We start from the raw sequence: 23,418 nt of genomic DNA, 5'->3' as shown, positions 1-23,418 counted from the left end.
CGGGCCTCGGGGTTGCGGAGGATGCCCGCAGGATACCGGGTTTGCCCGCCGGGAAAAGACGTTTCGCGATCAGGTGTTGAACAGGAAGTGCAGCACGTCGCCATCCTTGACGACATAGCTTTTGCCTTCGGCCCGCATCTTGCCGGCCTCCTTCGCGCCCTGTTCGCCATTGCACGCGACAAAGTCGTCATAGGCGATGGTCTCGGCGCGGATGAAGCCCTTTTCGAAATCGCCGTGGATCACGCCCGCGGCCTGCGGGGCCAGCGTGCCGCGACGGATGGTCCAGGCACGTGCCTCTTTCGGGCCGACGGTGAAATAGGTCTCCAGCTTGAGCAGGTCGTAACCCGCGCGGATCAGGCGATCGAGGCCGGGTTCTTCCAGCCCCATCTCCTGCAGGAACATCTGTGCCTCGTCCGGCTCCAGCAGGCTGATCTCTTCTTCGATCTTGGCGCTGATAATGACGTGGGCGTTACCCTGCTCGGCCGCCATCTTGGCCACGCGTTCGGAATACTCATTGCCGGTGGCCGCATCTTCCTCGGATACGTTGCAGACATAGAGAACCGGCTTGGTCGTCAGCAGTTGCAGATTTTTCCAGGCCTTCGCATCCTCGTCGCTGACCTCGACCAGGCGGGCGGGCTTGCCGTCCTCCAGCATCTGTTGTGCGGCGGCCAACAGGCGGTCCTGCTGCTGGGCCTCCTTGTCGTTGCCCTTGAGCTTGCGCACCAGGTTGGCGCGTCGCTTTTCAATGCTTTCCAGATCGGCCAGCATCAGCTCGGTCTCGATCGTCTCGGCATCGGCAACCGGATCGACGCGGCCCTCGACATGGGTTACGTCGCCGTCTTCGAAACAGCGCAGCACATGGGCGATGGCGTCCACCTCGCGGATGTTGGCCAGGAATTGGTTGCCCAGCCCTTCGCCCTTCGAGGCGCCTTTGACCAGGCCGGCGATGTCGACGAAGGTCATCCGGGTCGGGATGATCTGCTTGGATTTGGCAATGGCGGCCAGCTTGTCCAGGCGCGCATCCGGCACCGCAACGTCACCCACATTGGGTTCGATCGTGCAGAACGGGAAATTCGCCGCCTGCGCGGCCGCGGTCTTGGTCAGCGCGTTGAACAGGGTCGACTTGCCGACATTCGGCAGACCCACGATACCCATTTTAAAGCCCATTGCGGCCTCCTGATGCCATTCGACGGCTGCTTCTATGCATCTCACGGGGAATCCGCAAGGCGCTGGTCTGCCGCCAGACTGAGTCCCATCGGCAACATCACGAAAAGTCGCGGAATCGTGCGCCTTCCCGTGTTGAACTTACCGACATACGGTTCCGATTTACGATCCGAGTTCTTCAAAGGTTATGATTTGACATGAAAAACCTTCTTGCCTCAGCCGCGCTTTCAGCCTTTGCGACCATAGCACCGGCGCAAACCATCATTTTTGGGGCCGGTTATGCCGATTTCTCGGACAGCCTGTCTGCAGATCAAGCGATTTTCTCGCTGGAATATCAGCACCGGCCGTTCCATCAGGCCGAACGGTTCAGTGCGACCTGGGGTGCGGCGATTTCGTCGGACAAGGACGGCGACAGCCATATCGGGGCCGGACTGATCGGAACCTACCAGTTTGCCAACCGATGGTTCATCGAAGGCAGCGTGATGCCCGGCTATTACAACGAGTCGCTGGCGCTGAATGACCTGGGCGGCAGCTTTCAGATCCGCAGCCTGCTGGGCGTCGGCTATACGCTGAACGGCGGCAACGGCGTATCGCTTGCGATCACCCACAAATCGAACGCAAGCACGCAAGAAAAAAACCCCGGCATGAACGCCCTTATGCTGCGGTATCATCTGAACTTCTGACCCCGGCGGTCAGGACGGGATTGATTTTCGGCCAAACTTTCTGCACATCGGGTCCAAACCTGTATGCAAGGATCGTCCATGACCCGTATCGACGCCAAGTTCGCCGCCCTGAAGGCCGAGGGTAAGAAGGCCTTTGTCGCCTATGTCATGGCCGGGGATCCCGACTATGACACCTCGCTTGAAATCGTCCGCGGCCTGCCGGGGGCCGGCGTCGACGTGATCGAACTGGGTCTGCCCTTCACCGATCCGATGGCTGACGGCCCGACAATTCAGGCCGCCGGTCAAAGGGCACTGGACGGCGGCATGACGCTGCAGCGCACGCTGGATCTGGCCAAGGCGTTCCGGGAAACCGACGACACCACGCCGATCGTGCTGATGGGCTATTACAACCCGATCTACAGCCGCGGCGTGGACAAGTTCCTGGCCGACGCCAAAGAGGCCGGCATCGACGGACTGATCGTCGTTGACCTGCCGCCCGAGGAAGACGACGAGCTGTGCCTGCCCGCGCAGGCGGCCGGGCTGAACTTCATCCGGCTGGCCACACCCACCACCGATGACAAGCGCCTGCCGCGGGTGCTGCAGAATACCTCGGGCTTTGTCTATTACGTCTCGATCACCGGCATCACCGGTGCGGCCGAGGCCGAGGCCACCGATGTCGGCCCCGAGGTCGCGCGCATCAAGGCGGCGACCGATCTTCCGGTGATCGTGGGGTTCGGCATCAACACGCCCGAGAAATCACGCGCCATCGCCAGCGTTGCCGACGGGGCGGTGGTCGGCTCGGCCATCGTCAGCCAGATCGCCGCCGGAAAACCGGTGGCCGAGGTTCTGGACTTCGTGAAATCGCTGTCAGACGGCGCCCACAGCGCCTGACGGCAAAATCCGAAACGGATTTCAGCCGCTGCAGGCCGCACGCCTGCGGCGGTTTATCTTTGCGTCTTTGACCCATCTGACCACATGCGCAACTGGCCGTTGCGCCTTGGCGGAAGAATTGGTAAAGAAACCTAACCAATCTGCAGAAGGGCGCGGCCATGCCTGTCATTACCAATATCGACGATCTCAAACGCATCTATGAACGCCGGGTGCCCCGGATGTTCTATGACTATGCCGAAAGCGGCAGCTGGACCGAGCAGACCTTTCGCGACAACAGCGCGGATTTCCACGACATTCGCTTGCGCCAGAAGGTTGCGGTGGACATGTCCGGCCGTTCGACCGCGTCGCAGATGATAGGACAGGACGTGGCCATGCCGGTGGCCCTTGCGCCCGTGGGCCTGACCGGGATGCAGCATGCGGATGGTGAAATGAAGGCCGCCAAGGCCGCGCTGGATTTCGGCGTGCCCTTCACGCTGTCGACCATGTCGATCAACTCGATCGAGGATGTGGCCGAACATACCGGTGCGCCGTTCTGGTTCCAGCTGTACACCATGAAGGACGAGGACTATGTCCGCCGCCTGATCCAGCGCGCCAAGGATGCCAAATGCTCGGCCCTGGTCATCACCCTTGATCTGCAAATCCTCGGCCAACGGCACAAGGACTTGAAGAACGGCCTGTCCGCCCCGCCGAAACTGACCGCCAAGACCATCGCCAACCTGATGACGAAATGGGCCTGGGGCATCGAGATGCTGGGCGCGAAACGGCGCGAGTTCGGCAATATCGTGGGTCATGTTCAGGGCATCTCGGACGCCTCGTCGCTGGGTGCATGGACCGCTGAACAGTTCGATCCCAGCCTCGACTGGAAAAAGATCGAGAAACTGATGGAGCAATGGGGCGGCAAGGTGATCCTGAAGGGCATCCTTGAGCCCGAAGACGCCAAGATGGCGGCCAAGTTGGGCGCCGACGCCATCGTGGTCTCGAACCACGGCGGGAGGCAATTGGACGGCGCACTCAGCTCAATCCGGATGCTGCCGCGGATCATGGATGCGGTGGGCGGCGATGTCGAAGTGCATCTCGACAGCGGTATCCGCTCGGGGCAGGACGTGCTCAAGGCGCTGGCGTTGGGGGCCAAAGGCACCTATATCGGGCGCGCTTTCGTCTACGGGCTGGGCGCGATGGGCCAAAAGGGGGTGACCACCGCGCTGGAAGTGATCCAGAAGGAACTGGACACCACCATGGCCCTGTGCGGCGAGCGCAACGTGGCCGATCTGGGGCCGCACAACCTGCTTGTCCCGCAGGATTTCTGCGGCCGCTGGCAGGAATGACGCGGAAATCGTTTTTACCCCTTTCCAAATGGCCGGATTCGGTCTAAGGACGCCGCTTCACGCGGGGTGACAGCCTTGGAGGCACCCTGCCCTAACATTGGAGATTTATCATGGCTGGTGAGATTCCTGATCTCGTAGCTCTGGAACGGACGGGGACGGGCAAGGGCGCCGCTCGTCAGGCACGCCGCGACGGCATGGTTCCGGGCATCGTATTTGGTGGCGACAAAGACCCGCTGCCGATCCAGATTCCGTTCAACGAACTGTTCAAGCGCCTGAAGGCAGGCCGCTTCAAGTCGACTCTGTGGAACCTGAAGGTCGAGGGCCACGAAGACGTCCGCGTCATCTGCCGCGACGTGCAGCGTGACGTGGTCAAGGACCTGCCGACCCACCTGGACCTGATGCGTCTGCGCCGCACCAGCAAGATCGCGCTGTACATCCCGGTCGAGTTCATCAACGAAGACGCGGCCCCCGGCATCAAGAAGGGCGGCGTTCTGACCGTCGTCCGCCCCGAGGTCGAACTGGTCTGCACCGCCGGTGACATTCCCGAAAAGATCACCGTCGATCTGACCGGCCTGAACATCAACGACGTCGTGACCATCTCGTCGGTCGATCTGCCCAACGGCACCAAGCCGACCATCGATCGTGACTTCGTGATCGCCAACATCTCGGCCCCGACCGGCTTGGTCACCGATGACGAGGACGGCGAAGAAGAAGTAGCAGCCGATGCAGTCGAAGTCGTCGGCGAGGATCAGGAATAAATCCAGTCCCGGATTGTTCCGAATTCAAACGGGGTGTCGCAAGGCGCCCCGTTTTTCGTTTGAACCGCAGACCGCGCTTGTTTACCTGATCGGTGCAACCAACATGCCGTGCAACGCAAGGAACCAAGGATGAAACTGTTCGTCGGACTGGGCAACCCGGGCGCGAAATACGCGAGGAACCGGCACAATATCGGCTTCATGGCCGTGGACGCCATCGCCGACGCGCATGGCTTTGGCCCCTGGCGGTCCAAATTCCAGGGCGAGGTTTCCGAAGGCCGGCTGGGCCGCGAAAAGGTTCTGCTGCTCAAGCCGATGACCTTCATGAACCGGTCGGGCCAGTCCGTGGGTGAGGCGATGCGGTTCTACAAGCTCGACTCGACCGACGTGACCGTGTTCCACGACGAGCTGGACCTTGCCCCCGGCAAGGTGCGTGCCAAATCGGGCGGCGGACATGCGGGGCATAACGGCCTGCGGTCGATCCATGACCACATCGGGGCGGCCTATGACCGGGTGCGTCTGGGCATCGGGCATCCCGGCCGCAAGGAACTGGTCTCGGCCTACGTACTGGGCGACTTCGCCAAGGCTGATTCTCAGTGGCTGGAGGACGTTCTGCGCGGGGTTTCCGATGGCGCCGTGCATCTGGCCGAGGGCGATACGGCCAAATTCATGAATGCCGTCGCCCTGCGCACCGCGCCGCCGCGCAGCTCGACCACGGCAACCAAGCCCGCGCCCAAACCGGCTACCCACCCCACCGCGCCCGAGGCCGACACGCGTTCGGCGATGCAGAAGCTGCTGGACAAGTTCAAATAGGCCCCGAAGCCTGCCGCAACGTAGCGATTGCGGATTGAACGGCATCGCGCTCCAATGCCGTCAACAGGGGAGGGAAACATGAAAACGGTCCTGAAATGGCTGCTGCGCATCGTGCTGATGCTGGCGCTGGCCGCCGTCGTCGTCGGCGTCTGGAAACGGGAAGAGATCCAGCGGTTGCTGGCCGTGAACTCTCTGTTTTCCGAGGAAAAGATCGTCCACAACTTCTCGCACATGGATCAGGCTTTTCTGACGACCCCCCTGCCCCGCGGAGATGGCCCGACCTGGGAGTTGCCCTACGGCCCCGCGTTTGACCTGCCTGAGGGCAGCCAGGACTGGATCGAGGAGAGGGCGGTGACATCCCTGCTGGTGATGCAGGATGGCCAGATCCGGTTCGAGGAATACTATCTGGGCACCGGGCCGGATGACCGGCGCATTTCCTGGTCGATGGCTAAAAGCTATCTGTCGGCGCTGTTTGGCATCGTCATGAACGAAGGGGCCATCGAGTCGCTGGACGATCCGGTCGTCAAATATGCCCCCAAGCTAAAAGGCAGCGCCTACGAACCCGCCACGATCCGCAATGTGCTGAACATGGCCAGCGGCGTGACCTTTGACGAAGACTACCTGGACCCCAATTCCGACATCAACCGGATGGGGCGCGTGGTGGCCCTGGGTCGAGAATTGGACGATTTCACTGCCGCGCTTACCGAGAGTTTCGCCACCCCCGGCGAAGTCTGGCAATATGTCTCGATCGACACCCATGTCGTGGGGATGGTTATCCGCGGCGCCACCGGCCGCAGTATTCCCGACCTGCTGACGGAGAAAATCGTACAGCCGCTGGGATTGGCGCGCGATGGCTACTATGTCACCGACGGGGCTGGCGTGGCCTTCGTGCTGGGCGGGCTGAACTTCACCACCCGCGACTATGCGCGGTTTGGGCAGATGATCCTGCAGAACGGTGTACACGACGGCCGCCAGATGGTGCCGGCCGACTGGATCGCGGAGTCGACCTGGCCCACCGCTCCGACCGAACCGGGAAAAATCGGCTATGGCTATCAATGGTGGATCCCGGTTGGGGCACATGAAGGCGAGTTTCTGGCCCGCGGCGTCTATGGGCAGTACATGTATTTCGATCAACCTCGCGGCGTCCTGATCGTGGCCACGGGGGCTGATCGAAAGTTCCGCGAGTCCGGCGTCAACGAACAGAACATCGAAATGTTCCGCAAGATCGCCCAAAGCCTGTAAGATGGAGTCATGCAGAAACAGGACAGCATCAACGTATTGGGCGGGGTTCTGGCCCCGTGTTCGCGGAAACCGCTGACAGGGTTCTTCCGTGACGGGGCCTGCAATACCTGCCCCGAAGATCGTGGCAGCCACACGGTCTGCGCGGTGATGACGGCCGAGTTTTTGGCCTATTCGAAATATGTCGGCAACGACCTCAGCACGCCGCGGCCCGAGTTCGACTTTCCCGGTCTAAAGCCCGGCGACCGCTGGTGCCTTTGTGCCGGCCGGTTCCTGCAGGCGCATGACGAGGGCTGCGCGCCCCTCGTGCATCTCGAAGCGACCCATCAGCGCGCGCTCGAAATCGTGCCGCTGAGCGTGCTTGCATCCTACCGGGCGCCAGCCGACTGACAGCGAAGCGATGCCTGACCAGATGCGTCAGAACGCCATTCGCCACATCACGTTGACCGCATAGCTTTCAAAACCGCTTTCGCCGATACCGTCATAATAGATCCCGGCTGACAGTGTGCTGCTGTTTTCCAACCGGTAGTCGAGCCCAAGATCGGCCCGGCCGCGTGTGGTATCCCCGATCGGAGCCACTCCGACGGCGGTCCCGGCGCCCGAGGTGCTGCTCCAGACCCCGGACAGGCCGCCGGTCAGCGTCATCTCGCCACGCGACACCACAATGGGGCGACTGAAATCCAGACCCAGCCTGGCCGTCGTCAGGCTGAAGTCCTGATCCGGGATCCGGTTTCCCAACCCGTCGGTATAAGCCTTCTGGTCATCGGAGGCATAGCTGACGTCCAGAAGCGGCATAAGGGTCAAGTCTCCATACTGCATCTGACCGGTCACGCGAGTTTGAACCAGCCAGCGATCACTGTCGAACTTGTCCGTGTAGGTGCCGAACGGCGAAATTTCGTTGCTGGCTTGCCCATACAGCGCACGGCCTTCGAAGAACACCGGCTGCCCGGGCATCTTGGCCACGACGTAGGGGCCGATCAGCCAGCCCGTCCCATCGACATCGCCCACACCGTCCTCGGTCTTGGCATAGTCGATCTGCACCATGCCCCCCACAAGCAAATTCGGATTGATCTGCCGGTGCGCGCCCATGACCGCCAGCGCATAAGAGCTGTCGAAATCGTCCTGTGAACTCCAGTTCCCGGTCAGGTTGAACCAGATCGGATAGGCCCGGCTGCTGGCAAAGTTCAGATATCCCGCCCCTTGCGTCGCCGCGGCATCCAGAACGCCGCCTCCGGGTTCCGAGAGGAACGGCGTCAGCTTGGGCTGATTGGAAACCAGGCTGTTAGCCCGCGCATTCTGAAAGGCCTGAATCAACCGTTGGGTATTCACCACGGGCTGGACCGAGCTGACCCGGTTCGAAGCCAAGTTCGGGTTTCCGGCTGCATCGGTAAACACGTTTGCAGGCACGAACAATTCGATCGGCCCGTTGCTTTGCGGCGTCAGCGTCGCCACGTAATTTGCTCCTGAACCCGTCATCGCGGCGGTGGCATTGGTAGCCGACAGATCGCCCACCACGAAATTCGTGCTGGGCTCGCTGAGCGTGATCGTCGCCTGATACTGCCCGCCGGAAGTCGCCGACAAGGGGCTGATCGTCACTGTCGGGCGTGTGGTGTCCACGGCAGTTCGGGTGTTGATGATCTGCGTGGTGGTGACGCCAGACAGCGCGATCTCGTATCGGTAGAGTTGGCCGCCTGGTGTTTCGCGGGCGGTGAATACCACCCCCATGTAGCCATCGGTGGAATAGGTCGCATCGGCTCCGTTCTGGCTGAGGATGGTCACGTCCACCCAGCCCAAAGCTGTCAAGCCGGCAGGCGTTACCGCCGGCAAAGGAAAGATGAAACCCCCGCTGTAGATGGCCCCACCCGGCACCTCGCCCGAACCGCCAAGCGAGACGAAAGCTGTCGAAGTTCCCTGAAGATTAGTAAAGAAGATGTTGCCGCCATTCGGCGTCGTCACTGTCGATCCGATGAACTGTGGCGGACCGAAGGCCCGGGCCTGCCGCCACTCGCCAATCAACACGAACATGGCCGCCAACAGCAGAACCAAAGACTTGCGCAAGACCGACCAAACCATCCCAATCTCCTAAGTCACCACCGCGGGCGGCCAAGGTTTGCCAAGCCGCGCCGTGCAATCGTCAATCATGCTTGGGGGTCTGTTCCCACCGCACCCACATACATTCTTGACTTGAGGCTAATTGAACCGAAATCCGCTGTACAGATTCCGCAAGCGAGTCACCATTCGTCTGCTGCCTCCGCGACACAAGGGTTGATTTCCACACACGGGCGCGCGGGATCGATGGGCCGGCTAGGATATTGAAAAATATAGTTTATATGGCGACCGGCATCCCAACGCCGTTGCCCGGATACGCGACCACCCTGGTGTTGGACGACCATCGGCTTAGGCCTGAGCTGTCAACAATTTGAACGACTAATGCGCACTCCAGCCGCGCCGGAAACAAGGTCGCCTAAAGGCTGCGGTTTCGGGGCTGCAAGGCCCCGAGAACGCAATCTTCCAACGCTAGGAGGCCGGTCAGCCCGCGTCGCGCCCTTCGGTGTCGGACATATCGAAGTTCAGATACTTGGCGACTGTTTGCACGTCCTTGTCGCCGCGTCCGCACATGTTCATGCAGATGATGTGATCCTTGGGCAGCTCCGGCGCGATCTTCATGACATGCGCCAGTGCGTGGCTGGGTTCGAGCGCGGGAATGATGCCCTCGGTCGCACAGCACAGCTGGAACGCCTCAAGAGCCTCTTTGTCGGTGATCGACACATATTGCGCGCGCCCGATATCGTGCAGCCATGAATGTTCAGGGCCGATGCCCGGATAGTCGAGCCCGGCCGAGATCGAATACCCCTCGAGGATCTGGCCGTCGTCATCCTGCAGCAGATAAGTCCGGTTGCCATGCAGCACGCCGGGCCGGCCGCCCGTGAGCGAGGCGCAATGCTCCATCTTTTGGTTGACGCCCTTGCCGCCCGCTTCGACGCCGATGATGTTGACTGAAGGATCATCCAGGAACGGATAAAACAGCCCCATGGCGTTCGAGCCGCCGCCGATCGCCGCGATGATCGTGTCCGGCAGACGACCCTCGGCCTTCATCATCTGTTCCTTGGCTTCCTTGCCGATGATCGACTGGAAGTCGCGCACCATCGCCGGGTACGGGTGCGGCCCGGCAACCGTACCGATGCAATAGAACGTGTCGCGCACATTGGTCACCCAGTCGCGCAGCGCGTCGTTCATCGCGTCCTTCAGGGTACCGCGGCCCGAGGTCACCGGAATCACCTCAGCCCCCAGCAAACGCATGCGGAACACGTTGGGCGCCTGCCGCTGGACATCATGCGCACCCATGTAGACCACGCATTTCAAACCAAACTTGGCGCAGACCGTCGCGGTGGCGACACCGTGCTGCCCGGCCCCGGTTTCGGCGATGATCCGGGTCTTTCCCATGCGACGCGCCAAGATGATCTGACCCAGCACGTTGTTGATCTTGTGCGCGCCGGTGTGGTTCAGCTCGTCGCGCTTCATATAGATCTTGGCACCGCCCAGATGCTCGGTCAGGCGTTCGGCATGATAAAGGGGCGACGGACGGCCGACATAATTGGCCCACAGATCATCCATCTCAGCCCAGAAACTCGGGTCGGTCTTGGCCTTCTCGTACTCCTCCTCCAACGACAGAATCAGCGGCATCAGCGTTTCGCTGACGAACCGCCCGCCGAAGATGCCAAAGCGGCCGTTTTCATCCGGGCCGGACATGAAGGAATTGAACAGATCATTGGCCATGGTGGTCTCCATCATCTTGCCCAACGTTCATAGGTGCTGGCGGCGGGATTTGCCATCGCAAATCGCGGCAATCGGGGCGAGGCAAACCGTTCAGCCCGGCGCCAACAGCCCTTGGCGGTCATCGCGTCGCGCGAATGAAGGCGTCGATCAGAGCCGGGTCCTTGACGCCCGGCGCTGATTCCACGCCCGACGAGACATCGACCTGCCGTGCGCCGGTCATCCGCACTGCTTCGGCCACGTTGTCAGGCGTCAGCCCTCCGGCCAGCATCCAAGGCCGGCGCCAATATTTACGCCCGGCCAGCAGCCGCCAATCGAAGGCCAACCCATTGCCCCCCGGAAGATCGGCGTTCTTGGGAGGCTTGGCGTCGATCAGCAACTGGTCGGCCACGTCGGAATAGAGGTCGATCGCCGCCAGGTCCGCCTCGTCGGCAACGCCGATGGCCTTCATCACCGGCAGGCCGAAACGGCTACGAATCTCGGAAACGCGCGCGGGGTTCTCCTTGCCGTGAAGCTGAAGCATGTCCAGCGGAACCATGTCCAACAGCCGGTCCAGCTCGGCATCGGTGGCATCGACCGTCAAAGCGACCTTGGCCACCCCCACGGGGACATGGCTTGTCAGGTCGCGCGCTGCGGCGGGTTCCAGATGCCGCGGAGATTTCGGAAAAAACACGAACCCCACATAGCGCGCGCCCGCATCAACGGCGGCACGCAACGCATCCGGTGCGGTCAGGCCGCAGATCTTGACGCTGATTTCGCCGGGCATCAGTACGCTCAGTTGGCCTCGTCCAGCAGGGCAAGCACATCGTCCTCACCCTCACTCTGTTTTTTCTTCAGCTTTTTGACCTCGCGCTCAAGCTTGCGCACCTCGGTGGATTTCACCGACGCATCGCGGCGATGCTTGTGTTCGCGCAACCACTCCCACAGGAAACCGATGACAAGACCGGCGACCACGCCGCCCAAGACCACAAGAAACAGGGGCAGGTTTGTCGAAAGATTGAAGCCCAGCAACTCGGCCAAGGCATCTGGCATCAGCTTCAACTGTACCATTTGCCGGTTGGCCAGGGAGACTGAGACCAGGACGATTCCCAGCGCCGCCAGGAACCCGTATCGAATGTAGCGCATCATGAGATCACGCCTTACCGTTCAAACGGTCCCTTAGCAACTTCCCTGTCTTGAAAAACGGCACGCATTTTTCCTCGACCTGAACGGTTTCACCGGTGCGCGGGTTGCGGCCAACGCGTGCATCCCGTTTTTTCACCGAAAATGCGCCAAAACCGCGCAGCTCGACACGGTCGCCACGTGACATGGCGTCAGTGATTTCTTCGAAAACGGTATTCACGATCCGCTCAACATCGCGCTGGTACAGATGCGGGTTTTCATCGGCAATCTTCTGAATCAGTTCTGAACGGATCATGCGTGCTACCCTCCCAGGTCACCGTGTCGTCTCGTCTACTGGTTTGGACAGTATAGGAAAAAACGCTGGCATGGGGAACGCAAACTCTGGCCGTCCGGGGCGCAATTTGCAGAAAAGAACGCGAAATTCGCGCAGCGACGTGTAATTTCGGGGAAACAAGCATGAACCTAATGCCGATTAACCCGGATTTTCAGAACGCGTTGATTCGAAAAAGAAACGGCCCCGCACGGATGTACGGGGCCGCCAATTCGGGTTTATGCCGTTGGGCCGGGCTTAGTCGCCCGACTTCAGCGCGGCGCCCAGAATGTCGCCCAGCGATGCGCCCGAGTCCGACGAGCCGTACTGTTGAACGGCTTCTTTCTCTTCGGCGATTTCGCGCGCCTTGATCGACAGGCCCAGACGGCGGGTCTTGCTGTCGACGTTGGTCACGCGGACATCGACCTTGTCACCGACCGAGAAACGCTCGGGGCGCTGTTCGGCACGGTCGCGGCTCAGGTCCGAACGGCGGATGAAGGACTTCATGCCTTCGTATTCCACCTCGATGCCGCCATCTTCGATCGCGGTCACTTCGACGGTGATGACCGAGCCACGCTTCACGCCGCCCACGGCTTCGGCGAACTTGTCACCGCCCAGGGCTTTGATCGACAGCGAGATCCGCTCTTTTTCAACATCAACTTCCGAAACGACCGCCTGAACGACGTCGCCCTTGCGGTAGTTCTGGATGGCATCTTCGCCACGCTCGTCCCACGACAGGTCGGACAGGTGCACCATGCCGTCGATGTCGCCTTCCAAGCCGATGAACAGACCGAATTCGGTGATGTTCTTGACTTCGCCTTCGACCTGAGTGCCCTCGGGGTGCGTTTCTGCAAACACTTCCCACGGGTTGCGCTGGGTCTGCTTAAGGCCCAGAGACACGCGACGCTTGGCGCCGTCGATTTCCAGAACCATGACGTCGACTTCCTGGCTGGTCGAAACGATCTTGCCGGGGTGGACGTTCTTCTTGGTCCAGGACATCTCGGACACGTGCACCAGACCTTCGACACCGGGCTCGAGCTCGACGAACGCACCGTAGTCGGTGATGTTGGTGACGCGACCCTTGTGCACCGAACCCAGCGGGTATTTGGCGGCAACCAGATCCCACGGATCTTCCTGCAGCTGCTTCATGCCCAGGCTGATGCGGTGGGTTTCCTTGTTGATCTTGATGACCTGAACCTTGATGGTCTCGCCGATCGACAGGATTTCCGACGGGTGGTTCACACGGCGCCATGCCATGTCGGTGACGTGCAGCAGGCCGTCAACGCCACCCAGGTCAACAAAGGCACCGTATTCGGTGATGTTCTTGACGACACCCTCGACGGTCTGGCCCTCGGACAGGTTGCCGATGACTTCGGCGCGCTGTTCGGCACGCGATTCCTCCAGGATGGCGCGGCGCGACACGACGATGTTGCCACGGCGGCGGTCCATCTTCAGGATCTGGAACGGCTGCTTCAGACCCATCAGCGGGCCAGCGTCGCGCACAGGGCGCACGTCAACCTGGCTGCCGGGCAGGAACGCAACTGCGCCACCCAGATCCACGGTGAAGCCGCCCTTGACGCGGCCGAAGATGGCACCTTCGACGCGCTCGTCGTCGGCATAGGCTTTTTCCAGACGATCCCAGGCCTCTTCACGGCGGGCCATCTCGCGCGAGATGACGGCTTCGCCACGGGCGTTTTCTGCGGCGCGCAGGTACACTTCGACCTCGTCGCCAACAGCGATTTCAGGGGCTTCGCCGGGATTTGCGAATTCTTTCAGATCGACCCGGCCTTCCATCTTGTAGCCGACGTCGATGATGGCTTGGCCCGCTTCGATCGCGATGACCTTGCCTTTGACAACCGAACCCTCTTCGGGGGTGTCCATTTCGAAGCTTTCGTTCAGGAGGGCTTCGAATTCCTCCATGGTTGCGTTAGCCATGTGGCGTTGTTTTCCTTTGCATAACGTTTTTTCTGGCCGAGCGGTTGTCTCCGCCGGTCTTGGAGTTGGTCCGGCAACCTGAAACAGTGCCACAAAACAAAGAGGGCCGGTTGTGTCCGACCCTGCTCGTCTCATTGTTTTATGGCTCAAATTGCCTTGTCGACGGGCGCTCTGTAGCAACTTGGCGGCCGCACCGCAAGGGTTTCCGGGCGATTCCGGCGCATTCGGCGATGCCATGCAGGCTCGGGCGGTCACTCCAGCGCCCGGGCGGCCACCCTGCTGTTCGCGGCCCGGCATTTTCAAACGGTTTATCCGCGGCCTCACATGCCCGAGGACAGCTTTTCCTGAATGACGGCGATCGCCTTTTCCAAAGCGGCCTCGATGCTCAGGTCCGTGGTGTCCAAAAGAACGGCATCGTCGGCCGGTTTCATCGGGGCCGTGCTGCGCTCGGCATCCCGCGCGTCGCGCTCACGGACATCGGCCAGAACCTGCGCGCGGGTCACATCCGCGCCCTTCCCCACAAGTTCCAAATAGCGCCGCTCGGCGCGCACTTCGGGGCTGGCGGTGACGAACAGCTTCACCTCGGCCTCGGGGCAGATCACCGTACCGATATCGCGCCCGTCCAGCACCGCGCCGCCGGCCCGCCGGGCAAAGCTGCGCTGGAAATCGACAAGGGCTGCGCGCACCTCGGGAATCACCGCCACCTTCGACGCCGCCTGCGCGATCTCGGCAGTGCGCAGATCGCCCTGTTCCAACTCCTCGGCCGTCAGGGACCGCGCAGCCTCGACCGGGTCGGTGCCGTCCAGCGTGCGCCGGCCGACCGCACGATACAGCAGCCCCGTATCCAGGTGCGCCAGCCCGAAATGCGCGGCCACGGCCTTGGAGATCGTGCCCTTTCCCGCAGCAGCCGGGCCGTCGATGGCGACGGTAAAGCTCATGTGCGCTCGACCTTGGCGCCCAAGCCGTTCATCAAAGGCTCGAAGATCGGGAACGAGGTCGCGATGGGGCTGCCATCATCGACCGAGACCGCCTGTTGCGCGCCCATGCCCATCACCATGAAAGACATGGCGATGCGATGGTCCAGAAAGCTTGCGCAGGTGCCGCCGCCGGGCACGCCGCCAATGCCCAGCCCGTCGACCGACCACCAGTCATCGCCCTCGTCAACCGTGACGCCGTTGGCCCGCAAGCCCCGCGCCATGGCGTCGATGCGGTCGCTTTCCTTGACGCGCAGTTCCTTGACGCCGCCCATCATCGTCTTGCCGGTCGCGTTGGCCGCAACCACCGACAGCACCGGATACTCGTCGATCATCGAGGCCGCGCGTTCGGGCGGGACGTCGATGCCCTTCATGTCGGGCGAGTAGCGCGCACGCAGATCGGCAACCGGCTCGCCGCCTTCCTCGCGCATGTTTTCATAGGTCAGATCGGCACCCATCTCGCGCAGCGTGGTGAACAGGCCGGCACGCGTGGGGTTCAGGCCGATGCCCGGCACCAGAACGTCCGAGCCCGGCGTGATCAACGCCGCACAGACCGGGAAGGCAGCGCTGGACGGATCGCGCGGCACGGCGATCACCTGCGGCTTCAACTCGGGCCGGCCGGTCAGGGTAATGACCCGGCCTTCGTCGGTGTCCTCGACCGTGATTTCGGCGCCAAACCCCGCCAACATCCGCTCGGAATGGTCACGGGTGGCTTCCTTCTCGATCACCACGGTCTTGCCGGGCGCGTTCAGGCCGGCCAGTAGAACAGCTGATTTCACCTGGGCCGAGGGCACCGGCACTTCGTACCACACCGGCACCGGATCGGCCGCGCCGACGATCGTCATGGGCAGGCGCCCGCCCGAGCGGCCCACGGCCTGTGCCCCGAACAGGGCCAACGGATCGGTCACCCGCGCCATCGGGCGCTTGTTCAGGCTGGCATCGCCGGTGAAGGTCGCGCTGATCGGGCTGGTGGCCATCGCGCCCATGATGAGGCGCACGCCCGTGCCCGAGTTGCCGCAGTCGATCACCTGATCCGGCTCGGAAAAGCCGCCCACGCCGACGCCGTGCACCGTCCATTCGCCATTCCCGTGCGAGATCACCTCGGCTCCGAACGCGCGCATCGCCTTGGCAGTGTCCAGAACGTCTTCGCCTTCCAGCAGGCCCGAGATCCGGGTCTCGCCCACGGCCATCGCCCCAAGGATCAGAGAGCGGTGCGAAATCGACTTGTCGCCCGGCACTTCGGCCGTGCCGGTCAGCGGGCCGCAGGGATGCGAGGTCATCGGGATGGGCGTGCCGTGTCCGGACATGAGGGCTCCTTTTGCGCTATCAGTGCCCCTGCCGATTAGCGAATTGGCGCCGCAGCGTCCAGCCGCAATCACCCGTTGCGGCGGAAGGTCAGGTAGTGCGGCGTGCGGCCTTCACGCAGGGCTTTCTGCTCGTAGCGGGTGGAAATCCAGTCGTCCCACGGCTTGCGCCAATCCTCGGGCCCCTCGGCCAGCCATTCGAAACCGGCGCGGGGCACTTCCTCGAGTGTCTGGCGGACGTAGTCCGGGATATCGGTCGCCACGCGGAAAATCGCGCCGGGTTTCAGCACACGTGCCAGCGGCTCCAGATGCTCGGGGGTCACGAAGCGGCGGCGGTGGTGCCGCTTTTTGGGCCACGGATCGGGATAGAGCAGGAACGCGCGCGAAATGCTGCCATCGGGCAGCACGTCGAACAGGTCGCGCACATCGCCGGGATGCACCGCTAGGTTGGTCACTTCGGCCCGGCGGATCTTGCCCAGCAGCATGGCCACGCCGTTGATGAACGGCTCGGCGCCGATGATGCCGATATCGGGGTTGTGCTGCGCCTGGTGCACCAGATGCTCACCACCGCCGAACCCGACCTCAAGCCATACCGGCTTGCCGCCGAACAGCGCGTCTAGGTCGATAGGGGTGCGGTCGGGGTTGCTGTCCCAATCCACCGCGCCCGGCGACAGGGCGGCCAGGTCCTCGGACAGATAGGTCTTTTGGCTGGGCTTCAGGGTCTTGCCCTTGAAGCGGCCGTAGAAGTTTCTGCGGGGGCGTTCGGGTGACTGGGTGCTCATGCCGGTGCCCTTACTGCGGCGGCGTTTGCGTTGCAAGGGTCGGGCCGCGCCGGAGGGGCGCCCTTCGAAACGGAAACGGCGCGCCACATCGGACGCGCCATGCCGTGTTTTGTTTCCCGATGCCGGCTCAGACAGCCTTTTTCAAGGCCTCGACCAGATCGGTCCGCTCCCAGCTGAAGCCGCCGTCGGCATCCGGTTCACGCCCGAAATGCCCATAGGCCGCGGTGCGCTGATAGATCGGCCTGTTCAGTTGCAGATGCTCGCGGATGCCGCGCGGGGTCAGGTCCATTACCTGCCCGACGGCCCGTTCAATCGAGGCGTCGTCAACCTGTCCGGTGCCGTGGGTGTCGGCGTAGATCGAAAGCGGCTTGGACACGCCGATCGCATAGCTCAGCTGGATCGTGCAACGCTCGGCCATGCCGGCGGCCACGACGTTCTTGGCCAGATACCGCGCGGCATAGGCCGCCGACCGGTCGACCTTGGTCGGGTCCTTGCCCGAAAACGCCCCACCCCCATGCGGGGCCGCACCGCCATAGGTATCGACGATGATCTTGCGCCCGGTAAGGCCGGCATCGCCGTCGGGGCCGCCGATGACGAACTTGCCGGTGGGGTTCACATGCCAGTCGGTCTGGTCGGTCAGCCAGCCTTCGGGCAGGATCTCTCGCACATAGGGTTCGACGATCTGGCGGATGTCGTCCGACGTCAACGCTTCGTCCAGATGCTGCGTGGACAGCACGATCGAGCTGACGCCCACCGGCTTGCCGTTGCGGTAGATCACCGACAACTGCGACTTGGCATCGGGTCCCAGCGCAGGCTCGGCGCCGCTTTTGCGAACCTCGGCCAGGCGGCGCAGGATTGCATGCGCATACTGGATCGGCGCCGGCATCAGGGCCGGGGTTTCCGTTGTGGCGTAACCGAACATGATGCCCTGATCGCCTGCGCCTTCGTCTTTGTCGCCCGACGCATTCACCCCCTGTGCGATATGCGCGGATTGCTCGTGAAGCAGGTTCGTCACCTCGACCGTTTCGTGGTGGAACTTGTCCTGCTCGTACCCGATATCCTTGATACAGGCGCGCGCGATCTCTTCGATCCGGCCCATGTAGTCATGGAGCCGCTCCTGATCCGACAGCCCGACCTCACCCCCGATCACCACACGATCGGTAGTGGCAAAGGTCTCACACGCTACGCGCGCTTCGGGTTCTTCGCTCAGAAAGGCATCGAGGACTGCATCGGAAATACGGTCACAGACCTTATCGGGATGCCCTTCGGAAACGGATTCCGAAGTAAAGGTGTAGTTCTGTCGGGACATGAAAGCGCTCCATTAAGATTTCCCCCGTCACGCCAGGAAGCCGTTGTGACGGGCATCCGACGGGATACGCCCCCAGAAACAGACGGTCAATCGGTATTTATTCGCCAACAGGCCGAACGTTGCGCCCAAGCAGCACGAACAGGCCCACCAGAAGCACAAACACCGGAAAATCCCCGAACCGCGAATAAGGGGTCGGCGGCAATGGCAGCGGCAGGCCGGCATCGACATGCCCCGCCTGGCCCAGCGGCAGCGCAGCGGTCACGTTGCCCAGCGGGTCGATCATCGCCGAAACGCCGGTATTGGCAGACCGGGCCAGCGGCAGCCCCTGTTCGATCGCACGCATTCTGGCCTGGGCCAAGTGCTGGTACGGGCCCGACCGAGTCCCGAACCAGGCATCGTTGGTGACCTGCAACAGCAGGCTGGGCCGTTCAGGTCCGGCGGCGGCAATCTGCGGGAAAATGGCCTCGTAGCAGATCAGCGGCAGAACGCTCCCCAGATCTCCGGCCCGCAACAGGCGCGGACCGGGACCGGCGCTGAATCCGCTTCCGGTCGTGGCGGCCAGGCCGCTCAGCCCGAACCGCTCCAGCAGATCGCCCAAGGGGATGTATTCGCCAAACGGCACTAGATGATGTTTGTCATACAGGCCTGCCCGCTTTCCGGATTCATCCAGATACACCACCGAGTTGTAGATGCGCAGCCCCTCGGCCCGCTGAATTCCCAGAACCATCGGGGTGCCCTGCGCGGCATCGGCAATGGCGTCGAGATAGGGCTGCGCGCTGTCCAGCCACGCCGGCACCGAGGTTTCGGGCCAGACGATCAGGTGGGGCCTGGGTTCGGCGGCCGTGAACTCGATCTGGCGCGCAAAGAACACGGGCGTGAAGGCTGGGTCCCATTTCTGGTGCTGGGGGGCATTTGGCTGGTTCAGGCGCACGATCTTTCCGGTCTGCGCAACCGGTGGCCGCATGGCGGCATAGGCCGTAGCCAGCCCGGCACAGACCGCAATCGCGACCAAAGGCCCCACCGCATGCCGCGCCGGACGATCGCCAACCAAAGCAGCGCCCAGCGGCAGAAACAAAAACAGGGTCAGCGCACCCAGACCATAGGGGCCGACCAGGGCCAATACCTGCGCGACATACGTATCCACCCAGATCTGCGCCAGACCCGCCCAAGGGAACCCCGTCAGAGCATATCCGCGCGCAAACTCGGCCAGGGACACGGCCAGCGCCAGCAACATGGCCCGGCGGATCGCCGTTCCCCGCACCCGATGCACCAGCCCAAACGCCACCGCCCAGAACAGGGCCAGCCCGCCCGCCATGAACACGAGCGCAAACGGCGCCATCCAGCCATGGCGTTCGGGCTCAACCAGAAACGGCTCGATGATCCACGAGAGCGCATGCGAGAAATAGCCGGTCGCAAAAAACCAGCCGACTGCGGCCGCGCCCGTGCGGGTCTCGCTGGCCAAGAACAGCGGCGTCAACAGAACCAACGATACAGCAGTGGCCCACCAATACCCAAATGGCGCCAGACCAAATGCCGCAACCACACCCAGCCCGGCGGCCGCCAGGTACCGCACAGCGCGCGACCACCGCTTCGCTGGGTTCATGCAGCCATATCCGGCACCATCACGCGCAAACGCTTGATCCGGCGCGGGTCGGCATCGATCACCTCGAATTCCGGCCCGTCGGGATGTTGGACCACCTCGCCTCGCGCCGGCACGCGCCCTGAAAGCATGAAGACCAGACCGCCCAGAGTTTCGATTTCTTCCTCGTCCACGTCCTCGTGATTGGTCAGAGACCTGCCGATCTCGGCCTCGAAATCCTGAAGCGGCGCCTTGGCCTGTACGATGTAGCAGCCGGGCCGCTCCTGGACCCACATCTGGTCTTCGTCGGCGTCATGCTCGTCTTCGATCTCGCCGACCACCTGTTCGATCAGGTCTTCGATGGTCACCAGACCGTCAACACCGCCATATTCGTCGATCACCAGCGCCATGTGGCGCCGCTCGGTCTGCATCTTGGCCAGCAAAACGCCAATCGGCATGGACGGTGGCACGAACAGAAGCGGCCGAAGCATCGAGCGCAGGTCGAACGGCTTGGTACTGCCATTGAACCCGTGGGTCAGCGCAAAATCCTTCAGGTGGACGAAGCCAAGCGGCGTGTCCAACGTGCCCTCATAGACCGGAATGCGCGACAGGCCGCTCTCGCGGAAGACCTGCGCCAGCTCATCCTTGCCGATCGTTACTGGAACCGAGACGATATCTGCCGACGGTATGGCCACGTCCTCCACCCGCATCCGCCGCAGGTTGATCATGCCACGAGGCTGCACTGTTTCGGCCGCATGCCCGTTGACCGCGCCGCCCGTGTCTTCGCTGTTTGGAGAGATCGCTTCCAGCAAGCGCGAGAAAAGCCCGCTTTTCTCTTTGGTTTCGTCGCCGTTCCGTGAATGCGCGCTTTGCGCTGCCCCAGAACTGCCGTCTATGTCGCCCATTTTCCTGTTCCAGTTGATCGGGCACAAGGCCCCATGTCACGCATTATATGGGTTACCGATACCCATTTTGCCAAGTATTTCGATTTCGCACCGCTCCATCACAGTGGCGTCCTGGTCACGAACGTGGTCATAGCCCAACAAATGCAACATTCCGTGAACGATCAGATGCGTGACATGGTCGTCCATCGGTTTTCCGACCTCCTCCGCCTCGCGCCGGCAGGTATCGAACGAGATCGCGATGTCGCCCAACGCGATCTCGCCGGTGAAATCCGGTTCCGGTAAGGGCGGCGTGGCACCGGGATCTTCGGGGGCCAGATCCTCGGCCGGCCAGCTCAGCACGTTTGTGGGTGCGGGCTTGCCTCGGAATTCGGCGTTCAGCTCGGCGATTCGGGCATCGTCGCAGCCCAGTATGCTGACCTCGCACAAGTCGGGGTCCAGCCCCAGATGCGCAAGCGTTGCCGAAACCGCCTTGCGGGACAGCGCCTCCAACCGCTGCCAGCGGGCATCCTCGATGGAGATCTCCAGGTTCATGTCGCACTGCTCCACGGCCGACGGGCTGTCGGATTTCAGCCGGCCTCCCGGCCTGAATCGGCCTCATACGCCTCGATGATCGCGGCGACAAGCGGGTGGCGCACGACGTCCTTGGATGTGAAGTAGTTGAAACCGATGTTCGGGATCGTCTTCAGCAACCGTTCCGCATCGGCAAGCCCCGAAGCGACGCCCCGCGGCAGATCGACCTGCGACCGATCCCCCGTGATGACCATCCGGCTGCCTTCGCCCAAGCGGGTCAGGAACATCTTCATCTGCATGGTCGTGGCATTCTGCGCCTCGTCCAGAACGACGAAGGCATTCGAAAGGGTCCGCCCGCGCATGAAGGCCAGCGGCGCGATTTCGATCCGCTTTTCTTCGATCAACTTGGCCAGTTGCTTGCCCGGCAGAAAGTCGTTCAGCGCATCATAAAGCGGCTGCATGTAGGGATCGACCTTGTCCTTCATGTCGCCCGGCAGATAGCCCAGCTTTTCGCCCGCCTCGACGGCCGGGCGGCTGAGGATGATCCGGTCCACATGCCCGCCGATGAACATCGAAACACCGACCGCCACGGCCAGATAGGTCTTGCCCGTCCCGGCCGGCCCGATGCCAAAGGCAAGCTCGTTTTGGAACAGGGACTGAACATAGGCCTTCTGCGCGTCGGTCCGGGGTTCGACCAGCTTCTTGCGGGTCTTGATTTCGACCGGTCCGCCCTTGAACATCTCGAGCTGATCGCCATCACGCGAGCCGGTGCCGGCCTCGGAGTTGCCCATCCGCAATTCGCGATCCACATCGGCGGCTGCGACATCGCGGCCACCTTCCAACCGGGCGTACAGGGCCTGCAGAACCTCAATCGCCTGTTTCTGCGCCTCCTCGTCGCCCATCACAACCAACTGATTGCCGCGGCGGACGATCTGAACAGTCAGCTTGCTTTCGATGTCGGCCAGGTTGCGGTCATATTCACCGCAAAGGTCAATCAACAGCCGGTTGTCGGGAAATTCCAGAAACGCCTCGCCGTGGGGCATTTCGTTTTGCGGTGGGGTCAGGGCACCGATGGCCAATCCGTTCTCCTGTCTTGGCGTTGTCATCCCAAGCGTAGACAACAAGGATCGGTGGGCGCAAGCCACAGTTTCAGGAATTTGCTTGGGTGTGAACAAATCCGCCAATACCGAGTGCGCGGGCACAATGCCCAACGCGGTTTCAGAACCGATAGTTCAAACCAAACCTCAGCCCTTTGTAGCTGGGTGTGGATTTCGTCGAGAAACCCGAACCGAAATCGATGACTTCCGACTGGAATTGAACATACTCGAACTCACCGGTGATGGACCAGTTGTTGCCCAACTGGTGTTCGGCCCCGATGCTGGCCGTGAAACCGTTGCGGCTGTCGTCGTTGTCGAATGATTGTGTGGTCCCACCGCTGGTGATGCTATTTGTGGTGGTGATATCGCCATAGACCAGCCCAAGCGTAAGGAAGTAAAGCACAGTACCATTGGGATTGGTCAGGCCGTTCTTGAAACGAACAGACATCACGTTGTTGATTTCAGAGCCGCCACGAACCACCGTGCCCGCAATACCGGTCACCACGTCATCGTCCAGACCGGACCAGTCGTACCCCAATTCGAAACCGTAGACATAATCTCGGCCCCCCGTGGCGGGAACGACACCGCGCCAACCGCCGCGGACCCCGCCATAGTACCCTTTCAGATCCAGTTCTCCGATGGGGAAGGTGCGGATGGGCGTGGTCAGACCGAACCGATCGGAACCACCAGACCCATAGGCCCCGCTGATCCCGACATAGAAGGCGCTGACATCATCCGCGTACCGCTGAGGCCCGACCACCTGAGGATCGCGAACATTTCCACCCAAGTCACTCGCCGTTGTCGATGTTCCAGCCATTGCCGCCACAGCCGCGCCTGCAAGAGTCATCCGCACCTGTCGCGCGTGCGCACCCCATACTCGTTTCACTCGTCACCTCCTTCGCCCCGTGACGGACACCATCCGAGAGCGCCTGATCCTAAACCGGGCCATGCCAGCCCAAAACTCGACT

23 protein-coding genes and 1 riboswitch are annotated in these 23,418 nt (G+C 62.2%); of the genes, 7 read left to right on the top strand and 16 right to left on the bottom strand.

Annotated elements, in window-relative coordinates:
- Nucleotides 1-69: 69 nt before the first annotated feature.
- Nucleotides 70-1,167 carry a redox-regulated ATPase YchF gene (gene ychF, locus AC2FMN_RS05950; protein ID WP_005978002.1) on the bottom strand — a complete coding sequence of 366 codons (1,098 nt, stop codon included), beginning with the start codon at nucleotides 1,165-1,167 and terminating at the stop codon, nucleotides 70-72.
- A gap of 194 nt (nucleotides 1,168-1,361) precedes the next feature.
- Between ychF and AC2FMN_RS05945 the strand changes: the two genes are divergently transcribed.
- The 7 genes from AC2FMN_RS05945 to AC2FMN_RS05915 all read left to right on the top strand — a co-directional run bounded on the left by AC2FMN_RS05945 (nucleotide 1,362) and on the right by AC2FMN_RS05915 (nucleotide 7,239).
- Nucleotides 1,362-1,847: an acyloxyacyl hydrolase gene (locus AC2FMN_RS05945; protein WP_496686912.1), complete on the top strand. Its 486-nt coding sequence runs from the start codon at nucleotides 1,362-1,364 to the stop codon at nucleotides 1,845-1,847.
- Nucleotides 1,848-1,925: 78 nt separating this feature from the next.
- Entirely contained in the window at nucleotides 1,926-2,717 is a 792-nt protein-coding gene (gene trpA / locus AC2FMN_RS05940; RefSeq protein ID WP_496681988.1) for a tryptophan synthase subunit alpha, read from the top strand.
- A 158-nt stretch (nucleotides 2,718-2,875) separates the two neighbouring features.
- Nucleotides 2,876-4,042, top strand: a complete 1,167-nt coding sequence (locus AC2FMN_RS05935; RefSeq protein ID WP_496686910.1) for an alpha-hydroxy acid oxidase — start codon at nucleotides 2,876-2,878, stop codon at nucleotides 4,040-4,042.
- 110 nt (nucleotides 4,043-4,152) lie between these two features.
- The gene (locus tag AC2FMN_RS05930; protein WP_496681983.1) at nucleotides 4,153-4,800 is read left to right on the top strand and encodes a 50S ribosomal protein L25/general stress protein Ctc; all 648 of its coding nucleotides are present in this window, start codon (nucleotides 4,153-4,155) and stop codon (nucleotides 4,798-4,800) included.
- Between the two features lie 129 nt (nucleotides 4,801-4,929).
- A complete protein-coding gene (pth, locus tag AC2FMN_RS05925; RefSeq protein WP_496686909.1) occupies nucleotides 4,930-5,610 on the top strand; it encodes an aminoacyl-tRNA hydrolase in 681 nt (226 codons plus the stop codon).
- A 78-nt stretch (nucleotides 5,611-5,688) separates the two neighbouring features.
- Nucleotides 5,689-6,852, top strand: coding sequence for a serine hydrolase domain-containing protein (locus AC2FMN_RS05920; RefSeq protein WP_496686907.1), 1,164 nt, complete (start codon nucleotides 5,689-5,691; stop codon nucleotides 6,850-6,852).
- Between the two features lie 9 nt (nucleotides 6,853-6,861).
- Nucleotides 6,862-7,239 (top strand): DUF2237 family protein, encoded by a 378-nt coding sequence (locus tag AC2FMN_RS05915; RefSeq protein ID WP_496681978.1) that lies wholly within the window; start codon nucleotides 6,862-6,864, stop codon nucleotides 7,237-7,239.
- Between the two features lie 27 nt (nucleotides 7,240-7,266).
- On the opposite strand, the gene AC2FMN_RS05910 is transcribed toward AC2FMN_RS05915, so the two are convergent.
- The 15 genes from AC2FMN_RS05910 to AC2FMN_RS05840 form a co-directional block, all read right to left on the bottom strand.
- The gene (locus AC2FMN_RS05910; protein WP_496686906.1) at nucleotides 7,267-8,922 is read right to left on the bottom strand and encodes an autotransporter domain-containing protein; all 1,656 of its coding nucleotides are present in this window, start codon (nucleotides 8,920-8,922) and stop codon (nucleotides 7,267-7,269) included.
- Nucleotides 8,923-9,378: 456 nt separating this feature from the next.
- Nucleotides 9,379-10,626 carry a tryptophan synthase subunit beta gene (trpB, locus tag AC2FMN_RS05905; protein ID WP_496682055.1) on the bottom strand — a complete coding sequence of 416 codons (1,248 nt, stop codon included), beginning with the start codon at nucleotides 10,624-10,626 and terminating at the stop codon, nucleotides 9,379-9,381.
- 118 nt (nucleotides 10,627-10,744) lie between these two features.
- Nucleotides 10,745-11,389 carry a phosphoribosylanthranilate isomerase gene (locus AC2FMN_RS05900; RefSeq protein ID WP_496686905.1) on the bottom strand — a complete coding sequence of 215 codons (645 nt, stop codon included), beginning with the start codon at nucleotides 11,387-11,389 and terminating at the stop codon, nucleotides 10,745-10,747.
- An 8-nt stretch (nucleotides 11,390-11,397) separates the two neighbouring features.
- On the bottom strand, nucleotides 11,398-11,748 hold the full coding sequence (locus tag AC2FMN_RS05895; protein WP_496686904.1) for a lipopolysaccharide assembly protein LapA domain-containing protein: 351 nt from the start codon (nucleotides 11,746-11,748) through the stop codon (nucleotides 11,398-11,400).
- A 7-nt stretch (nucleotides 11,749-11,755) separates the two neighbouring features.
- Complete coding sequence (gene ihfB / locus AC2FMN_RS05890) at nucleotides 11,756-12,040, bottom strand: integration host factor subunit beta (protein WP_149775649.1); 285 nt, start codon at nucleotides 12,038-12,040, stop codon at nucleotides 11,756-11,758.
- A 273-nt stretch (nucleotides 12,041-12,313) separates the two neighbouring features.
- On the bottom strand, nucleotides 12,314-13,990 hold the full coding sequence (rpsA, locus tag AC2FMN_RS05885) for a 30S ribosomal protein S1 (protein ID WP_496682571.1): 1,677 nt from the start codon (nucleotides 13,988-13,990) through the stop codon (nucleotides 12,314-12,316).
- Nucleotides 13,991-14,310: 320 nt separating this feature from the next.
- On the bottom strand, nucleotides 14,311-14,928 hold the full coding sequence (cmk, locus tag AC2FMN_RS05880) for a (d)CMP kinase (protein ID WP_496686903.1): 618 nt from the start codon (nucleotides 14,926-14,928) through the stop codon (nucleotides 14,311-14,313).
- Nucleotides 14,925-16,271 (bottom strand): 3-phosphoshikimate 1-carboxyvinyltransferase, encoded by a 1,347-nt coding sequence (gene aroA, locus AC2FMN_RS05875; RefSeq protein WP_496686902.1) that lies wholly within the window; start codon nucleotides 16,269-16,271, stop codon nucleotides 14,925-14,927. The genes cmk and aroA overlap by 4 nt, the downstream gene beginning before the upstream one ends.
- A gap of 68 nt (nucleotides 16,272-16,339) precedes the next feature.
- The gene (gene trmB, locus AC2FMN_RS05870; RefSeq protein ID WP_496686901.1) at nucleotides 16,340-17,050 is read right to left on the bottom strand and encodes a tRNA (guanosine(46)-N7)-methyltransferase TrmB; all 711 of its coding nucleotides are present in this window, start codon (nucleotides 17,048-17,050) and stop codon (nucleotides 16,340-16,342) included.
- 127 nt (nucleotides 17,051-17,177) lie between these two features.
- A complete protein-coding gene (gene metK, locus AC2FMN_RS05865; RefSeq protein ID WP_496686899.1) occupies nucleotides 17,178-18,359 on the bottom strand; it encodes a methionine adenosyltransferase in 1,182 nt (393 codons plus the stop codon).
- Between the two features lie 5 nt (nucleotides 18,360-18,364).
- A riboswitch (SAM-SAH riboswitch) is annotated at nucleotides 18,365-18,414 on the bottom strand.
- Nucleotides 18,415-18,456: 42 nt separating this feature from the next.
- On the bottom strand, nucleotides 18,457-19,962 hold the full coding sequence (gene lnt / locus AC2FMN_RS05860) for an apolipoprotein N-acyltransferase (protein ID WP_496686897.1): 1,506 nt from the start codon (nucleotides 19,960-19,962) through the stop codon (nucleotides 18,457-18,459).
- Nucleotides 19,959-20,843 carry a hemolysin family protein gene (locus AC2FMN_RS05855; RefSeq protein WP_496686896.1) on the bottom strand — a complete coding sequence of 295 codons (885 nt, stop codon included), beginning with the start codon at nucleotides 20,841-20,843 and terminating at the stop codon, nucleotides 19,959-19,961. The genes lnt and AC2FMN_RS05855 overlap by 4 nt, the downstream gene beginning before the upstream one ends.
- 36 nt (nucleotides 20,844-20,879) lie before the next feature.
- Nucleotides 20,880-21,374 carry an rRNA maturation RNase YbeY gene (ybeY, locus tag AC2FMN_RS05850; protein WP_496682558.1) on the bottom strand — a complete coding sequence of 165 codons (495 nt, stop codon included), beginning with the start codon at nucleotides 21,372-21,374 and terminating at the stop codon, nucleotides 20,880-20,882.
- A 35-nt stretch (nucleotides 21,375-21,409) separates the two neighbouring features.
- Nucleotides 21,410-22,432: a PhoH family protein gene (locus AC2FMN_RS05845; RefSeq protein WP_496682556.1), complete on the bottom strand. Its 1,023-nt coding sequence runs from the start codon at nucleotides 22,430-22,432 to the stop codon at nucleotides 21,410-21,412.
- 139 nt (nucleotides 22,433-22,571) lie between these two features.
- A complete protein-coding gene (locus AC2FMN_RS05840; RefSeq protein ID WP_496686895.1) occupies nucleotides 22,572-23,336 on the bottom strand; it encodes an outer membrane protein in 765 nt (254 codons plus the stop codon).
- Between the last annotated feature and the right edge of the window lie 82 nt (nucleotides 23,337-23,418).

This window comes from Ruegeria sp. BHSC037, assembly GCF_059613045.1.
The sequence above is the reverse complement of the archived record's forward strand: the minus strand, read 5'-3'. Positions and strand labels throughout refer to the sequence as shown.

Excerpts from the sequence above, each read along its gene's own strand:
- aroA (WP_496686902.1), bottom strand. The coding sequence starts at position 16,271 with ATGTCCGGACACGGCACGCCCATCCCGATGACCTCGCATCCCTGCGGC.
- AC2FMN_RS05930 (WP_496681983.1), top strand. The coding sequence starts at position 4,153 with ATGGCTGGTGAGATTCCTGATCTCGTAGCTCTGGAACGGACGGGGACG.
- AC2FMN_RS05895 (WP_496686904.1), bottom strand. The coding sequence starts at position 11,748 with ATGCGCTACATTCGATACGGGTTCCTGGCGGCGCTGGGAATCGTCCTG.
- cmk (WP_496686903.1), bottom strand. The coding sequence starts at position 14,928 with ATGAGCTTTACCGTCGCCATCGACGGCCCGGCTGCTGCGGGAAAGGGC.
- rpsA (WP_496682571.1), bottom strand. The coding sequence starts at position 13,990 with ATGGCTAACGCAACCATGGAGGAATTCGAAGCCCTCCTGAACGAAAGC.
- AC2FMN_RS05910 (WP_496686906.1), bottom strand. The coding sequence starts at position 8,922 with ATGGTTTGGTCGGTCTTGCGCAAGTCTTTGGTTCTGCTGTTGGCGGCC.
- AC2FMN_RS05900 (WP_496686905.1), bottom strand. The coding sequence starts at position 11,389 with ATGCCCGGCGAAATCAGCGTCAAGATCTGCGGCCTGACCGCACCGGAT.
- lnt (WP_496686897.1), bottom strand. The coding sequence starts at position 19,962 with ATGAACCCAGCGAAGCGGTGGTCGCGCGCTGTGCGGTACCTGGCGGCC.
- metK (WP_496686899.1), bottom strand. The coding sequence starts at position 18,359 with ATGTCCCGACAGAACTACACCTTTACTTCGGAATCCGTTTCCGAAGGG.
- ybeY (WP_496682558.1), bottom strand. The coding sequence starts at position 21,374 with ATGAACCTGGAGATCTCCATCGAGGATGCCCGCTGGCAGCGGTTGGAG.
- AC2FMN_RS05945 (WP_496686912.1), top strand. The coding sequence starts at position 1,362 with ATGAAAAACCTTCTTGCCTCAGCCGCGCTTTCAGCCTTTGCGACCATA.
- AC2FMN_RS05855 (WP_496686896.1), bottom strand. The coding sequence starts at position 20,843 with ATGGGCGACATAGACGGCAGTTCTGGGGCAGCGCAAAGCGCGCATTCA.
- ychF (WP_005978002.1), bottom strand. The coding sequence starts at position 1,167 with ATGGGCTTTAAAATGGGTATCGTGGGTCTGCCGAATGTCGGCAAGTCG.
- AC2FMN_RS05935 (WP_496686910.1), top strand. The coding sequence starts at position 2,876 with ATGCCTGTCATTACCAATATCGACGATCTCAAACGCATCTATGAACGC.
- trmB (WP_496686901.1), bottom strand. The coding sequence starts at position 17,050 with ATGAGCACCCAGTCACCCGAACGCCCCCGCAGAAACTTCTACGGCCGC.
- trpB (WP_496682055.1), bottom strand. The coding sequence starts at position 10,626 with ATGGCCAATGATCTGTTCAATTCCTTCATGTCCGGCCCGGATGAAAAC.
- AC2FMN_RS05915 (WP_496681978.1), top strand. The coding sequence starts at position 6,862 with ATGCAGAAACAGGACAGCATCAACGTATTGGGCGGGGTTCTGGCCCCG.
- trpA (WP_496681988.1), top strand. The coding sequence starts at position 1,926 with ATGACCCGTATCGACGCCAAGTTCGCCGCCCTGAAGGCCGAGGGTAAG.
- pth (WP_496686909.1), top strand. The coding sequence starts at position 4,930 with ATGAAACTGTTCGTCGGACTGGGCAACCCGGGCGCGAAATACGCGAGG.
- ihfB (WP_149775649.1), bottom strand. The coding sequence starts at position 12,040 with ATGATCCGTTCAGAACTGATTCAGAAGATTGCCGATGAAAACCCGCAT.
- AC2FMN_RS05920 (WP_496686907.1), top strand. The coding sequence starts at position 5,689 with ATGAAAACGGTCCTGAAATGGCTGCTGCGCATCGTGCTGATGCTGGCG.